Origin of the sequence: Bradyrhizobium archetypum (genome assembly GCF_013114835.1) — a bacterium.
Taxonomy (GTDB): domain Bacteria; phylum Pseudomonadota; class Alphaproteobacteria; order Rhizobiales; family Xanthobacteraceae; genus Bradyrhizobium; species Bradyrhizobium archetypum.
Genome location: NZ_JAAVLW010000009.1, coordinates 45,408 through 60,919 on the forward strand (window position 1 = coordinate 45,408; position 15,512 = coordinate 60,919).

13 protein-coding genes are annotated in these 15,512 nt (G+C 63.9%); 2 read left to right on the forward strand and 11 right to left on the reverse strand.

Annotation, left to right across the window (positions count from 1 at the left end; genetic code table 11):
- Nucleotides 1–82: 82 nt before the first annotated feature.
- The 3 genes from HCN50_RS27010 to HCN50_RS27020 all read right to left on the reverse strand — a co-directional run bounded on the left by HCN50_RS27010 (nucleotide 83) and on the right by HCN50_RS27020 (nucleotide 4,791).
- Complete coding sequence (locus HCN50_RS27010; protein WP_171712940.1) at nucleotides 83–934, reverse strand: phytanoyl-CoA dioxygenase family protein; 852 nt, start codon at nucleotides 932–934, stop codon at nucleotides 83–85.
- A 67-nt stretch (nucleotides 935–1,001) separates the two neighbouring features.
- Nucleotides 1,002–3,680 (reverse strand): flavin-containing monooxygenase, encoded by a 2,679-nt coding sequence (locus HCN50_RS27015; RefSeq protein WP_171712941.1) that lies wholly within the window; start codon nucleotides 3,678–3,680, stop codon nucleotides 1,002–1,004.
- A 166-nt stretch (nucleotides 3,681–3,846) separates the two neighbouring features.
- Entirely contained in the window at nucleotides 3,847–4,791 is a 945-nt protein-coding gene (locus HCN50_RS27020) for a LysR family transcriptional regulator (protein WP_171712942.1), read from the reverse strand.
- 224 nt (nucleotides 4,792–5,015) lie between these two features.
- On the opposite strand from HCN50_RS27020, the gene HCN50_RS27025 reads away from it, so the two are divergent.
- Together HCN50_RS27025 and tenA are read left to right on the forward strand one after the other, a co-directional pair.
- Nucleotides 5,016–5,993: a Bug family tripartite tricarboxylate transporter substrate binding protein gene (locus tag HCN50_RS27025; protein WP_171712943.1), complete on the forward strand. Its 978-nt coding sequence runs from the start codon at nucleotides 5,016–5,018 to the stop codon at nucleotides 5,991–5,993.
- 90 nt (nucleotides 5,994–6,083) lie between these two features.
- The gene (gene tenA, locus HCN50_RS27030) at nucleotides 6,084–6,752 is read left to right on the forward strand and encodes a thiaminase II (RefSeq protein ID WP_171712944.1); all 669 of its coding nucleotides are present in this window, start codon (nucleotides 6,084–6,086) and stop codon (nucleotides 6,750–6,752) included.
- Nucleotides 6,753–6,821: 69 nt separating this feature from the next.
- On the opposite strand, the gene HCN50_RS27035 is transcribed toward tenA, so the two are convergent.
- From HCN50_RS27035 to HCN50_RS27070, 8 genes are all read right to left on the reverse strand, one after another.
- A complete protein-coding gene (locus tag HCN50_RS27035; RefSeq protein WP_171712945.1) occupies nucleotides 6,822–8,012 on the reverse strand; it encodes an ABC transporter permease in 1,191 nt (396 codons plus the stop codon).
- 2 nt (nucleotides 8,013–8,014) lie between these two features.
- The gene (locus HCN50_RS27040) at nucleotides 8,015–9,175 is read right to left on the reverse strand and encodes an ABC transporter permease (protein WP_171712946.1); all 1,161 of its coding nucleotides are present in this window, start codon (nucleotides 9,173–9,175) and stop codon (nucleotides 8,015–8,017) included.
- On the reverse strand, nucleotides 9,172–9,852 hold the full coding sequence (locus tag HCN50_RS27045) for an ABC transporter ATP-binding protein (protein ID WP_171713119.1): 681 nt from the start codon (nucleotides 9,850–9,852) through the stop codon (nucleotides 9,172–9,174). Before HCN50_RS27045 ends, HCN50_RS27040 begins: the two co-directional genes overlap by 4 nt.
- A 49-nt stretch (nucleotides 9,853–9,901) precedes the next feature.
- Nucleotides 9,902–10,975, reverse strand: a complete 1,074-nt coding sequence (locus HCN50_RS27050) for an efflux RND transporter periplasmic adaptor subunit (RefSeq protein ID WP_171712947.1) — start codon at nucleotides 10,973–10,975, stop codon at nucleotides 9,902–9,904.
- Nucleotides 10,976–11,336: 361 nt separating this feature from the next.
- Nucleotides 11,337–12,350 carry a zinc-dependent alcohol dehydrogenase family protein gene (locus HCN50_RS27055; protein ID WP_171712948.1) on the reverse strand — a complete coding sequence of 338 codons (1,014 nt, stop codon included), beginning with the start codon at nucleotides 12,348–12,350 and terminating at the stop codon, nucleotides 11,337–11,339.
- Between the two features lie 75 nt (nucleotides 12,351–12,425).
- Nucleotides 12,426–13,052, reverse strand: coding sequence for an FMN-dependent NADH-azoreductase (locus tag HCN50_RS27060; RefSeq protein WP_171712949.1), 627 nt, complete (start codon nucleotides 13,050–13,052; stop codon nucleotides 12,426–12,428).
- A gap of 13 nt (nucleotides 13,053–13,065) precedes the next feature.
- Nucleotides 13,066–14,643: an isochorismatase family protein gene (locus HCN50_RS27065; RefSeq protein ID WP_171712950.1), complete on the reverse strand. Its 1,578-nt coding sequence runs from the start codon at nucleotides 14,641–14,643 to the stop codon at nucleotides 13,066–13,068.
- Between the two features lie 20 nt (nucleotides 14,644–14,663).
- A complete protein-coding gene (locus HCN50_RS27070) occupies nucleotides 14,664–15,512 on the reverse strand; it encodes an MBL fold metallo-hydrolase (RefSeq protein ID WP_171712951.1) in 849 nt (282 codons plus the stop codon).

Sequence of the window (15,512 nt, forward strand, 5' to 3'; positions counted from 1 at the left end):
CTGCGTACAGTCGCCTCAGGGAGACGGATCACATTGATATTGCCGGGACGATCCCCTAATGGTCCAGCTCGCTTTATTATGCTCACTGCGTCCGCAGCAACCGCTTCGGGTGAACGCCGTCGACATAGCCCATGAACGGCGGATGGATCGAATAGCCGATCAACTCGCGTACGCGCTCGGGCAATTTGCTGGCGATCTCGGCCGGGACGGCGAGCGCCATGTTCTCCAACTGTCGCACCCAGCCGACGCAATATTGCGGGGTGACGATCAAACGCGGCCGGTCTGATCGGTTGGCGCCGCCACGGTGCCAGAGCGTTCCCTTGGCGATGGCGAGCGAGCCGGACGGCATGGTCAGCTTGGTGGCATCCGGTCGGTCGCCGTCCTCATGATCGGCCTCGTTGGTGAAGTGAGCCGGCTTCACGGCGCCCTCGATATACTGTCCGTCCCATAAATGGCTTCCCGGGATGATTTCCGTGGAGCCGTTTTGTTCGGTCGTATCATCGATCGCCCAGAACGTGCTGATGCCGAGGGCAGGGCGGGGCCGGGAAATCTTGATGCCGCTGTCGTCGAAGTGCCAAGGCTGCACGGTTTCACCGGGATGCAGGTTGATTGCGAGCAGGGCAGACAGCAGGCAGCTCTCACCGAGCTCGGCTTCGACAAAGGCCAGGGCGAGCGGGTGGATCACGAGCTCCGCAAAAACCGGGGATTTCGCCAGGAGAGCGTAGACCCGGTTCGTTCTGGTGCCTTCAAAGTCGTTGCGACCGAATAGATCGCGCGCCAGATGCGGCGCCAGCGCTGCCCGGATTTCCGCAACGCGATCCGGCGCAAGAACGCGTTCGAAGATCAGGTAACCGCGCTGGTCGAACTCTTCTCGCCAGGACGTGAACGTTCGTCCCTGGAGCCAGGGTGACGCTTGCTCCGCTGTCGTCGCCATCGGCGCTCTCCTTGCACGACCTTGCAGTCTCCCTGCATGCAGCCAAACGGTCGCATTGCCTCGCGCGTCAGCCGGCAGCGGCGTTGACGGCAATCGGCGCGATATCCTGCTCGCTCTCCTCCAGCTTGCGCGGCAATCCGGCGAAAGCGCGCAGCGCTTTCGCCATCTTCGCGCGGCTGCTGACGCCGGTGATCACCACATCCACCATCATCAGCGACGAGTGGATGTGACCGCGCGCCTGCAACTGCTCGACCGGCACGCCGGCGGCGGCCAGCGCTTCGGCATATTCGATGCCTTCGTCGCGCAGCGGATCGAACTCGCAGGTCGCCACGAACGCCGGCGGCAGGTTTGCCAAATTGCCGCGCAGGGGCGAGGCGCGCGGATCGGTACGGTCCGCGGGCGAACAATAGATGTCCCAGAACCAGAACATCAGCGCGCGCGTCAGGAAATAGCCGATCGCATTGTCGGTGTAGGATGGACGGTCGAACCTGCAATCGGTGACCGGGCATACCAGCAATTGGCCCGCGATCTCCGGACCGCCGCGGTCGCGCGCGAGCTGGCAGGTGACAGCGGCGATGTTGGCGCCGGCGCTCCAGCCCGCGACCAGCACCGGCCCCGGCCGGCCACCGAGCTCGGCCGCATGCTCGGCGATCCAGCGCGTCGCCGCATAGCCGTCTTCGGCTGCCGCTGGGAAGCGATGTTCGGGCGCGTGGCGGTAGCCGACGCTGACGACGATCATGCCGCTGCGGCGGCAGATGTCGCGGCAGAACGGATCGTCGGATTGCTCGTCGCCGAGCACCCAGCCGCCGCCGTGGAAATAGACCACGATCGGATGCGGCCCTGATGTTGCCGGCCGGTACAGGCGATACTGCAGCAGACCATCGGCGCCGTGCAGCACGCCGTCGCCGACCTCGCCGACAGGACGGCCGGCGGGACGGCTCTTGTTGAACTCGGTGAGGAAGTCGCGCGCGCCCTGCACCCCGAGCGACTCGATCGCCGGGAGGTTCATCTCCGCCAGCATGCCGAGGACGAGCCGCACGTCCGGTTGCAGGCGAACGACCTGGCCGTCGTTGCATTGCTCAGCAACGTTCGGGCCGGTCAGCCGGAAGCCGAGCATGCCGCGGCCGACGACCTCGTTGCAGATGCTGCGATAGGAACCGACACCGCCTGTGTACGGCATTACGCCCTGCGCCTTGCCGGGAACGTTGGCGCCGGTGTACCAGGTGTTGGCGAGCCGATGCAGCGTCAGCATCGAGCAGTCGGCCATGTGCTGCGCCCAGCCGGCCTGCGCCGTCTCGGTTGCGTCAATGGTGGTGAAGCCGGCCTCGCGCATCGCCGCCAGCCGGTCGACCACCCAGTCGACATGCTGCTCGATAGAGACGGCCATGTTGGACAGCACCGATGGACTTCCGGGGCCTGTGATCAGGAACAGATTGGGAAAGCCGGCCACCGTGAGCCCGAGATAGGTCTGCGGACCGTTGGCCCAGACGTCGGACAGCGATTTGCCGTCGCGTCCGGTGATCGGGTGCACCGCCCTGATGGCGCCGGTCATGGCGTCGAAGCCGGTCGCGAACACGATCATGTCGACGTCGAATGTGCGCTTGTCGGTCTTGACGCCGGAAGCCGTGATCTCCGTGATCGGCTCCTGCCGTAAATTCACCAGCGTGACGTTGGGGCGGTTGTAGGTGGCGTAGTAGTTGGTATCGAGGCAGGGACGCTTGGCGCCGAACGGGTGGTCGCGCGGGGTCAGCGCTTCGGCCGTCTCCGGGTCCTTGACGATCTCTCGGATTTTCTCGCGGATCAGATCGGCAAGCAGCTTGTTGCCGTCGACGTCGACGCCCTGGTCGGCCCAGAGCTGGGTCAGGATATGGACAAGATCGCCGGCGGCCCACGCCTGCTCGAACCGCTCGCGGCGCTCGGCGTCGGTTAGTTGCCAGCTCACCGCCATTTGCTGCGGATAGGGGACGCCCGCGAGCGACCAGCGCGCCTGCTCGCGATAGGCAGCGCGGTCGCCCTGCAGCATCGTGAGGCGGTCCGCCGGCGCCGGGCCGTTATGGGCGGGCAGGGCGAAATTCGGCGTGCGCTGAAACACGGTGAGATGCGCCGCCTGTTCGGCGAGCAGCGGGATCGACTGGATGCCCGACGATCCCGTGCCGATGACGGCGATGCGCTTGCCGGCAAGCGTGACCTCGTCATGCGGCCAGCGGCCGGTGAAATAGACCTCGCCCTTGAAGTCCTTGACGCCGTCGACCTCCGGCGGCTTGGGTGTGGATAGGCAGCCGGTCGCCATGATGTAATAGCGGCAAGACACGCCGGCGCCGTTGCTCGTGGTGAGCTGCCAGCGCTGTGTGGTCTCATTCCAATTGGCCGCCGTGACCTTGGTGTTAAAGCGGATGTCGCGCCGAAGATCGTATCGGTCGGCGACGAAGCCGAGGTAGCGGAGGATTTCCGGTTGGGTGGCGTATTTCTCCGACCATTGCCACGCGCTCTCCAGCTCGGGATCGAACGTGTAGCTGTAATCGATGGTCTGGATATCGCAGCGTGCGCCGGGATAGCGGTTCCAGTACCAGGTGCCGCCGACGTCGCCGGCCTCTTCGATCACGACCGCCGAGAAGCCGGCCTTGCGCAAACGATGCAGGAGGTAAAGGCCGGCAAATCCGGCGCCGACCACGGCGACATCGACCTGTTGCGTCGTGCCGCTGTTTGTCGTTTCAGAAGAACGTGCTGCGACCGCTGCGTCTGGCATGCCACTCCTCCCGTATGTTTTATATTTGGGAGGAGGCTACTGCCGAGTATTCGGTTTGTCATCATCGCAAATGCAATCGTTGGATGTTTGCTCCAGGCGCGCGCTGCCGCGTCCGATGTCGCGAATTTCTCCGTGCGAAGCAGCGACTTACGCGCAACGCTCTTCGCTAGACGCGCTTTCGTCTTTCGCTCGCACGGCGGCGCTCGCTTCCGACATTCGCCCAGTTCGGGCTGAAATCGAGCGTGAAGTCGCGAAAACTCTCCACGGCAGGCGAGAGCGATGCGCTGTTCCGCACGAACATTGCAATCTTCCATTTGACGGTGGGTTGCGTGAGCGGCAGGAATCTCAACCCGAAGCCGCGCACCAGCGGCTCCGCCATCGATGGGCAGATCACCGCGCCCTGTCGCACCCGCAACATCGAGAGCGCGGTGTTCACCCGGTGCACCGGCACCAATTCTTTGGGATGATGCCGGGGCGGCACGTGGCTCAGCACGTTGATGGCGATGTTGGGCATGTAGTTGAGCAGCGGCCGCTCGTGCAAGTCTTTCCAATTCACCGATTTGCCTTTCGCCAGGGGATCATCGCCGCGCAACGCCACCCAGAGCGGATCGGCGCAGATCATATTCACTTCGACGGATTGATCGGGAACGACGCCGGCCGGTCCGAAGCCGATGTCAATAGAGCCGTTCTGCAGGCCCGCCAGCACCTCCTGGATCGGCACATCGTCGAAGCGGACATCGACGCCGGGAAGGCTGTCGTTGTAGGCGGCGATCAGTTCGGGCAGCAGCGTGCAGGATGGCGTTTCGGGCGCTGCGACGCGCACCAGCCCGCGACGCAGCTCCTTGAGATTAGTGAGACTCTCCAGTGCCTCGTCGAGATTCGAAAGCACGCGCCGCGCCATCGGGGCAAAGGTCTCGCCGACCGCCGAGGGGGAAACCTTGCGCGTGGTGCGGTCGAGCAGGCGGACGCCGACGCGGCTTTCGAGCTCTTTGATCAGGCCCGAGAGCGCGGCCTGCGACAGGTGCATCGCCCTGGCGGCCTCCGAGAAGCTCGCGGCATCAAGCACGGCGAGATAGGCGCGCAACTGCCGCAGTGTCACATCCATCGCCATCGCTCGCGCTCCCCGCAGCGTCGTTTCATAGGACAAGCTTATCAATCGGTCAAAAAATACACATTGTTCGATAGAAGGCGCGTCTCTATCGTTGCGGCCTCGACAAGACGAAGGGCGCAGCGATCTCGAGATCGCGCCATGCGGCTCGATGAAAAATGGGACGGAACGGGATACGCCGGGTTACGCCGCACTTTCAGACGGTCCTGCATTCCCGGGAGGCATTCATGAAAGTTACGCGACGAACCCTGCTCGGGACTATCGCTGCGGGCTTTGCCGCAAACTCCGGTTTCGAGGCGCTTGCCGAGGGCGATTGGCCGTCCCGCCTGGTGCGGCTGATCTCCCCCTATGGTGCCGGCGGGGCCAACGACATCTCGTTGCGCATTCTCGCCGAGCAGTTCGGCCGCAGCTTCAACCAGCAGTTCATCGTCGAGAACAAGCCGGGGGCGGGCACCCGCATCGCCAACGAACTGGTCGCGCGCGCGGCGCCGGATGGATACACCTTCCTCTATGCGGCCGCGCCTTTTGCCACCGCCGAAGCCTTGTTCGGAAAATTGAAATACGAGCGCAAGGATCTGCAGCCGGTGGCGATGGCGGCCATGGCGCCGCTCTTCCTGATCGTCAACGCCAAGGCGAACTTCAAGAGCCTGCAGGAGCTGATCGAGCACGGCAAGTCGCAGGCGGACGGGCTGACCTTTGCCTCTCCGGGCGCGGGGTCGCAGCCGCATCTGGCAGCCGAGCTGTGGCTGAGGGACGCCGGCCTCAAAGGCCTCAACGTGCAATACCGCGGCGATGCGATGGCCTACACCGAACTGCTCGCCGGCCGGGTCGATGCCACATTGACCGCGATCAGCACCGCGCTACCGCACATCCGCAGCGGCGATTTTCGCGTGCTCGGCGTCGCTTCCGCCGAGCGCAGCGCGATCTATCCGGACGCGCCGACCTTGCGCGAGCAGGGCTTTCCCAACGTGGTCGCTTCCGGCTGGTTCGGCTTCATGGCGCCATCGGCCACACCGGAGCCGATCGTCGGGCGGATGCAGGAGGAGATCATTCGCGCGCTCGCCGATCCTGAGGTGAAGCAGAAGCTGCTCGCCCAGGGGCTGGAAGCGCGCCCTGGCACCGCCGCCGATTTCGGAAAGTTCGTCAATGATGAGACGCGCAAATGGGGCGAATTGATCCGCGCCACCGGCCTCAAGGGAGAATAGGCAAGTCATGCCAGAGGAACTGTGGCCAAGTCCAAATCAAGCTACTATTGGTGGTAGCGTTACCCTGGAGGGCTGGTCCGGCGAGGGATCGTGAGTTTCTTCGAGCGTCTGAAAAAAGAAGCGTCCGCGGAGTGGCGCGCCTACACCGAGCATCCCTTTACGGACGGCTTGGCGGATGGCTCGCTCCCCGAAGCGGCGTTTCGTCACTACCTCGTTCAGGACTACCTGTTCCTGATCGAGTTTGCCCGCGCTTACGCGCTCGCCGTCTACAAGTCGCCCGGGCTCGCGGACATGCGCGAAGCGGCGACAGGCCTCTCGGCGATTCTCGATGTCGAGATGAACCTGCATGTGGAGCTCTGCGCCGGCTGGGGCCTGTCGCCGGACGACCTCGAACGAGCCGCGCCGGCGGTCGAGGTACTGGCCTATACACGCTATGTGCTCGATGCGGGGATGCGCGGCGATCTGCTGGCGCTCAAAGTGGCGCTGGCGCCCTGCGTTATCGGCTACGCCGAGATCGCGACGCGGCTCGCCGCGCGGCCCAATGCGAGCGCTACGACGAATCCCTATCGCGTCTGGATCGCCGAATATGCCGGTGCGCCGTACCAGGCGGTCGCAGCGAATGCGCGGGCGCACTTGGATAGTCTCGCCGAACGCTACGTCACGCCGGCCCGCCATGCCGAACTGATCGCAATCTTCAAGGAAGCCGCCCGGCTCGAGGCAGATTTCTGGGAAATGGGTTGGCGAGCGGGGCCGGCCTGAATAGCCATCGACGTGCGCGGCCGGCAAGCCCGCGAAACGCGCTTGCCGGCATCCTGGGGATTAGAAAGTTCAGTTCGCGTACAGGCTTTCGACGATCGGCAATCGCGCGGCCCGCAGCGCCGGAAACAATCCGCCGATCAAGCCCACGATCAGCGCGAGCATCACGCCCTCGGCGATCAGCCAGGGACTGAGCTTGAAGTCGAACACCACTTGCGTGAAGTTGCCGCCAAGCGTCGAGGCCGTGACGCCATCAAAGATCAGGTAGGTTGCGGCGGCACCCAACAGGCCGCCGATGACGGCGAGCAGCAGCGATTCGGCCAGCGTCCCGACAAAGGCGGGGAAGCCGCCGAAACCGATGGCGCGCAACGTTGCGATTTCCGTCGCCCGCGACGCGACCGACGAATACATCGTGTTGAGCGCGCCGGCGATCGCACCGAGCGCCATCGCGATCGCGAGCGGCCAGCCGAGCTTCTGAATCAGGTCGGAGGTCTGCGATGCCTGTTCGGCGAAATAGGCTGCTTCGGATTTGACATCGAGCTTCAGCCGCGGATCGTTGTCGCTGTAGCTTTTCAACTCATTCAGTGCGGCCGGCCCGGTGAGGCGCGCGCGCACGGTCTGGACGATGTTGTTGCGGTTGAACAGGCTCTGCACCACGCTGAGATCGGCCCAGATTTCGGATTCGAACACGCTGCCGCCGGCCTCGAACACGCCGACGACATTCCAGCGCGTGGCGCCGAACGATACAGTAGAGCCGAGATCCAGCCCTTCGAACTCCCGCAGCAGCGCTTTACCGACCACCACCTCGTTGCTGCCGCGGTTGAACATGCGGCCCGCGGTGATGTTGATGCCCTTGCGCAATTCGGAGCCCTGTTCGCCGATCCCGCGCAGCGGCAGGTTGGCCTTGGTCTTGGTGGTGCGTTTGATGCCGTCGACCACGAGATAGAGTTCCGGCGAGATCAGCGGCTTGCCGTCGCTGCCGCGCGCAATCCCGGGACCATCCTCGATCAGCCGCACCTGATCGCGGCTCACCGTGCTGTTGATCTCGGCCTGCGAGCCGGCCCGCAGCACGATCGCGATGTCGTCGGCGCCGGAGCCCGCGATGGTGCGCTGGAAGCCGTTGGCCATCGCCAGGAAAGCGAGCAGCACGATCACCACCAGCGCGATCGCAATCACCGTCGAGAGCGAGAGCCAGCGTCGCTGCGTGATGCTTTTGAGATTGATGGCGGTAACGGCCGCCACTTGTAGCCAGAGCGAACGCATGCCTATCCCCGTCCGAGCGCGGTTGCAATTTTGAGCCGCATGGCGTTGAGCGCCGGAATGATCCCGGTGATCAGCCCGAGCGCGATCATCAATGCCAACCCCTGCAGGGCAATGGTCGGCGAAACCGCAAAGGCGGGCGCAACGTTGGCGAGGCTGTTGCGGAGCGCCATCGCGATCAGCGCGGCGATCGCAAGGCCAGGAATGCCGCCGAGCAGCGCCAGCAGCACGGATTCGCCGAGCACCATCGTCAGGATGCGAGGCCCTGAGAAGCCGAGCGTCTTCAATACACCGATCTCGCGCGTCCGCTCGCGGATCGACAGCGCCATGGTGTTGCCGACGATCATCAGGATGGTGACGAAAGCGGCGCCGACCACCAGGAGCACGATCAGCGCGATGTTGCCGAACTGTGCCGCGAACGCCTTGCCGAACGCCTTTTCGGTGTCGGTCGATGTTTCCGCAGTGGAGTTGGCGAACATCGCATCGATCGTCTTGGCCACGCGATCGTTGTTTTCAGGCGAAGTGGTCTGCAGGATCATCCAGCCGATGGTGTCCTTGCCGAAACTACGGGTCTCGTCAAAATAGGGGTATTGGAATAGCAGGAAGTTGGTGTCGACGTGCTCGGCCTTGCCCTTGACGATGCCGGCAATGGTGAGATCCCAGGTATGGCCGCCACTCTTCTGGCTGAAGATGTTGCTGTTGAGAGGAACGCGGTCGCCGATCTTCCAGCCCCACTTCTGCGCCAGCTTTTCGCCGACCACCGCGCTGCCGCGGTCGCGGATAAAGGCCTGTAGCTGATCGGGCGGGACCTCGAACTCGCTGCGATAGACGTCGAAATATGTGTTCGGCTCGATCGCGAGCGCCATGATGAAGTTCTTCGGGTCCTGATAATAGCCGCCGAACCAGTTGGCGAAGGTCACCTGCCGGACCCCGTCCACCGCCTTCACACGGTTGAAGTAGGCGATCGGCATCGGCTGGGTGAAGTTGATCTTGTTGACGGTGATCATGCGGTCAGCGGCGGCGCGGTCCTCGCCAGCGGTGAAGGCGCGGTAGAATCCGGCGAGCACGCCGAAGATCATGAAGGCGATCAGGATCGAAATGATCATCAGGCTCGCGCGCAATTTGCGGCGGAACAGGTTTTTCCGCACCAGATCGAAATCGTTCACGCGGCAAGCTCCCGTTCGACGAAGCGGCCCTTGTCGAGATGCAGCACGCGCTTGGCGTAGTTCGCCGCTGCCGGATCGTGCGTCACCATCACGATGGTCTTGCCGAGTTCGCCATTGAGCAGTTGCAGGATGGAAAGAATCTCATCGGCGGACTGCCGGTCGAGGTCGCCGGTCGGCTCGTCGCACAATAGCAGGTTTGGGTCGGACACGATGGCGCGCGCAATCGCCACACGCTGCTGCTGGCCGCCCGACATTTCGCGCGGACGGTGCTTCATGCGATCGGCGAGGCCCACCACGGAAAGCGCGGTTTGGACGCGCTCGGCGCGCTCTTTCTTGCGCAATCTGGTGAGCAACAGCGGCAGTTCGACGTTCTGCGCCGCGGTTAGCATCGGCATCAGATTATAGAACTGGAAGATGAAGCCGATATTGGCGGCCCGCCAGGCCGCCAGTTCGCCCTCGGAAAGGCCATCGATGCGCTGGTCGGCCACCGTAATCTCGCCGGCATCCGCGCGATCGATCCCGCCGAGCAGGTTGAGCAGTGTCGTCTTGCCCGAGCCGGAGGGCCCCATCACGGCGATGAAATCGCCTCGGGGTATCGCCAGATCGAGATGATCGAAGATCGAGATCATTTCCTTTCCCTTGGTAAAACGCTTAGCTACGCCGGCAAGGCGAACCATCGGGTGTTGGGCTGTCACGTTTGTCTCCTCTTCTAAATTCGGCCGGGAGCTAGTTCGCGGCAGTGGCTTCAGCGGTGCCGTTCGCCTTGGCCTCGCGCATGAAATTCACCTTGACCGCCATGTCGGGCAGAATGCGTGGGTCCTTCTTGTCGAAGCGGATACGGACCTTCACCGTGGCTTTCTCGCGGTTGGCGGTCGGCACAATCGCGATCACCGAGGCGGGTATGGTCCAATCCGGATAGGCGTCGAGCACCGCGTTCACGGGGCCGCCGGGCTGGACCCGGCCGATAAAGGCCTCGTTGACGTCGACCTCGATTTCAATCGAATCCATGTCGACGATGGTGCAGATGCCGGTGCGGGTGTAGCCGCCGACCGACATCGGCGAAATCATCTCGCCGGGCTGCGCGCTGCGGTCGACGACGACGCCGGCGAACGGCGCGCGGATTTGATGCTTGTCGAGCATCGAGGCGCTGCGCTTGGCGTCGATCTTGGCAGTTTCATATTGCGACTGCGCCTGGCGCAATTGCGCGCTGAGCACGCCGACGCGCGCTTGCGCCTTGGTCAAATCGGCCTCGGTGGCAAAGTTCTTTTGCGACAATGTCTGTACCCGCGACATGATCCGGGTCGCATCCTCCAGATCGGCGGTGATCGCGGCGACCGCGGCGTCGGCGGTCTCGACGCGCGAACGCGCCAGCTCATAGTCCTTTTCGGCCAGCACGCTGTCGAGCCGCGCGACGACTTGCCCTTCGGTCACCGTCCGGCCTTCGTCGGTGAAGACCTCGACCACTTTGCCGGTGATCTCGGCCGCCACCGTCGCCTTGCGGCGCGCCACCACATAGCCGGAGGCCGCGAGACTGCCGGCCGCCTTGCCATTCGTGGTGGCCTGCGGAGCGGGGGGCGGTGTCTGCGGTTGCGGGGCGGGCTGGGTCGCGGTCTGCGATGCAGTCTCTTTGGTGGAATCCTGCCTGCTGAATTCGTATGCGGCAAAGGCGGCGAATGCGACGACCACGCAGACAGCAGCCGTCATCACGATCGGCAGCCAGCGGCGGTCACGGCGATCCGCTTTGGCGGCGCTGCGATCGATGGTCAGCGACCTCAGGAGTTGGCTCTTGTCTTTAGTCATTGCTCATTTCCATCCGGCGGCTCGCTGCAGCTCCCGCGCGAACGGCATCATTCTCGCGCCGGTGGTCCCGCTCACAGCCGGTCTTTGTCTCGCTACAGAACGGGGCAAGCGGTCGGCGCTTCCCAACGCCGCGTCCCAGCTCGGTTGTAGATCCCGTTCAACTCTCGCGAGCGCCAGGCGGCGCCCGTTGTCGACGAGGCGAATGACATGAATTTAAAGCCTAATGGTGACGGAGGCAATTGCTGAAACCAGCAAGAGTTGTATGTGCGCCTCGCCAATCCTGGAGTGAGCAACGTCGAAATGCGTTCAAAACCCGGTAAAATCCTGCAGGGGAACCGGCGGCCACGGCCAAATGTCGCGTTCAATCGATCGCAATTGCCACCTTCCCGAAATGCGCGCCGCTTTCCATGTGGCGAAACGCCTCTCGAGCCTGATCGAACGAGAAGGTCTTGTCGATCACCGGCTTCATCCGATGAACCGCGATGGCGTCCACCATCGCCTTCAGATCCTCGACCGATCCGACGGTGACGCCCTGCAGCCGCTGCTGCTGCATCACCATCAGTGGAAGCCGTAGGTCTGAGGGCGGCGGGCCGGCGAGCACGCCGATGAAGGCGATGGTGCCGCCGATCCTGGTCGCCCGGATCGATTCGTTCAGTGTGCCGACGCCGCCGATCTCGACGACGAGGTCGACGCCCTGGCCGCTCCATTCGCGGGCCTTCTTTCCCCAATCGGGCGTCGCCTTGTAGTTCAAGGTGAAGTGTGCCCCGAGATGTTTGAGGCGTTCGATCTTGGCGGCGCTGGACGATGTCGCGACGACGCGCGCGCCGCACATCTTCGCAAACTGAAGAGCAAAGAGGGATACTCCGCCAGTGCCCTGTGTCAGAACGGTCTGACCGGGCCTTACGCCACCTAACTTGACGACCGCGCTCCAGGCCGTGACGCCGGCGCAGGGGAGCGCGGCGGCTTCGATGTCGTTGAGATGCTCCGGCGTTCTGACCAGCGCGTGCTTTGGAAAGATCCGATACTGCGTCAGGACCCCGTCCACCGAGCCACCGAGGGCTGAGCGCATCTTGGCTTCGCTGGGTTCGCCGCTGAGCCAGCCTTCGAAGAAGCTGCCGATGACGCGGTCGCCAGCTGCGAATTCCCGCACGCCCGGGCCGACGCGTTCGACGATACCAGCGCCATCCGATACCGGCACAAGCGGAAATTTCTGGCGCGAGCCGTAGCCGCCCTTCACGGTGAGGAGATCGCGATAGTTCAGCGTGGCCGCTTTGAGCCGGACCAGCACCTGGCCGTCCCCAGGTTCGGGCACAGGCTTGTCGACGAGGGCAAGTCCATCGATTCCGTTCGGTCCCTGGAGCTCATAGCACTTCAACGGGGTTCTCCTCCGGCGCGGGTCGGATAACCGCATTATTGTCGCAGATGTTCCGGTCCTGCCAAGCCTGTTGCATTAGAACCGTGCGGCCATCTCGGCGAGCCGGCGATGCGCGCCCTCGCGCGCCGCCCGGATCGGTTCGGCTGGTCCCGTCGTCGGTCCGATCGGTACGAACCGCACATCGCGGACGCCGATGAAGCGCAGCGCCTCGCGCAAGTATGGCGTTGCCATGTCGATGCGGCCCCGGTTCATGCCGGTGATGAAATCGCTGCCGCTGGCGAGAATGACGACCGTCGGCCGGTCCTTGAACAGCGGCAGGTAGCCCTGCGCCGGATCGAAGCGAAACGCCAGCCCGGGCTGTGTGATCACGTCGATCCACTGCTTCAGCTTGTAGGGAATGCCGAAATTCCACATCGGCGTCGAGATCAGAACGCGATCAGCGAGCGCGAAGCGGATCGCGATGCGCTCGACGACCGCAAAGGCGTCGCGCTGCGAATCCGTGAAGTTCCGCCCATTGATGCGCGCATACTTCGCCTCCAGCACATAACCCTCGAAATCGGGAAGGTGGTCCTTCCATAGGTTCATCACGTCGATGTCCCAGTCCGGTCGCGCGTCGCGGAAGCGATCGATGAAGATGCGCGCGCCAGCGGAAGATTCCGAGTCCGCGCGAGGGGAGCAGCTCAGGTGAAAGAGTTTTGGCATGGCCGGCCCCCGGTCATCCCAGTCCCCTGATGACGGCATCCGCGTTGGTGACGACGGCCACGTTCTGCATCGCAAAATTGATCGAGGCGTTGTGCCAGTCGGCGTTCATGGTCGAGCAGCAGTCTTCGGGCACGATCATGAAGTAGCCCTTGTCGGCGCCGGTGCGGGCGGTGTGCTCGATCGACATATTAGTCCAGGCGCCGGTGTTGATGATCATGTCGCGGCCGGTCGCCTTGAGGATGGTCTCCAGCCGCGTGCCTTCCCAGGCGCTCATCCGCATCTTCTCGACGATGAAGTCGCCGGCACGCGGTTCGAGCCCGGGAACCGGAGCGGCACCCCAGCTTCCGCGCACCATTGCCCCGCTATCGACTAGTCCCTCGAACAGCGGTGCATTGAGCGTGACGCCGGGCGCGCCGGGTTCGACGATGAACCAGACATGGATGATGACGACGCCGCGCGCCCGCGCGGCGTCCGCAAGCCGGCGGACATTGTCGACGACCCGCTGCTGGCGCGCATGGACGGGCGAACCAGAATCGGCGAACGCGCCGCCTTCCATGATCACATCGTTCTGCAGATCCTGAATGATCATCGCGCAGCGCCGCGGATCGAGCTGCATGTCGCCGCTGGCCAGCTGTGGCGAGGCGGGCTGCGGATAGCCGGTATCGGGGCCGGTCGAAATCCGCCCGCTCATATAGGGTTCGTGGCGCGGTCCCGCCTTGACCGGGATGGCATAGACCGAATGGGTCGCGGTGAGATAGAGCGTGCGGAAATCCGGTCCGCCCCAGGTGAGATTGGCGACGAGCTCGGGAAGGCGTACCTTGCCGAGCAACTCGCCTGATGGCGCATAGACCCAGACGCCGCCGGGCGCGGTGACCCACACATTGCCGCGCTGATCGCACTTCATGCCGTCGGGCAGGCCGGGCTCGAGCTCGGAACGGATGCCGCTGGCGAAGACGCGCGCATTGGAGAGCGAGCCATCAGCTTCGACATCGAAGGCGCGGATCAGCGCCTGCACGGTGTCGTTGACATAAAGCAGCCGCTCGTCGGGCGAGAAGCAGAGGCCGTTCGGCTGATCGAACAGATGGCGGTCGACGACGAGTTTTGGTGGGCCGCCGCCGGGCGGAACACGATACACACCCTGGAAGCCGAGCTGGCGCGGCCGTTCGACGCCGTAGACCGGCATGCGGCCATACCAGGGATCGCTGAAATAGATCGCGCCGCTGGAATGCACGCAGACATCATTCGGGCTATTGAGCTCCTGATGATCGAAGTGCGAGGCGATCACCTCGCGGCGCCCATCGGGGCGTTCGCGGATCAATGACGACGTAGCATGCTCGCAGACAATCAAATTGAGCTCGGCATCATAGGTCATGCCGTTGCATTTATTCGAGGGGCGCTTGACCTCGACGACGCCGCGCCTCGCATCCCATCGCCGGCGCACGTCGCCTGGCATATCCGAGAACAAGAGATAATGATGGACCGGGTGCCAGATCGGTCCCTCCGTGAATTCGAACCCGGTGCCGACCTGACCGACCGGCGCGTAGGGGTCGATCAGGTTTTCGAATTCCGGGCGCAGCGTGACGTGCGTCATCGACCGATCCTTTCAGCGCTTTACGCCGGGAACCAGTGACGCTGCGGCAGGCTCTGAACGATAGGGCCCGGCACCTGATCGTGCAGCCGGCCGACCACCATGCCGCCTTCGATCTTGGCGGGCCGGTCGTGCACCGGGAGCAAATAGCGCGAGTTGCTCAGGAGCTTCTTGATCGCCGCCTTCTCCGCGCGTTTGCTGGTGCCGTGGTTGCCTGTCGTTCGCGGTTCCCAGTCGTGAATCTCGTTGAAGGGGTTCACGATCTGGTCGTTGAAGTCGTAGATCACGTCGCCGCAGATGGTGGCGATGCCGTCGGCGGTGTGAACATGGATGTTCATCGAGCCCTCGGTGTGGGCGTTGGCGGCCTCGCAATAGACGCCCGGCATCAGCTCGATCGGGCCGGTCACCTCGAGATCGAGGAAGCGCAGCGCGCTCTTGGTGTGCAGGCGATCGATCAGATGCTTGATGTCGGGCGCCGGATATTGCGGATGCATCAAGCCGGAGACCGAGTATTCCAGCTCCTTGCGATTCAGCACGACCGTCGTGTTCATCGGAAACAGATCGTCCTTGCCGGCGTGGTCGATATGCAGGTGGGTGTGGCAGACGAAACGGACATCGCCCATGCGCACGCCGTGGCGCGCGAGCTGGTTCTCGATCATGTTTTCGTGGAATTGCAGCCCGCGCATGCCCAGCGTTTCCATGATCTGATTGGAGCGGTAGCCGGTGTCGACCACGACCGGATAGGGACCGCCGACGATCAGGAAGCCGAGCGTCAGGACGCGGCGAGTGCGCCCGCAGTCGCGGCCGAGCACCAGAAAGCTCGATTCCAGTTCGATGTCCCCATAGTCCAGGATCCTGATTTCAAGCGGCAT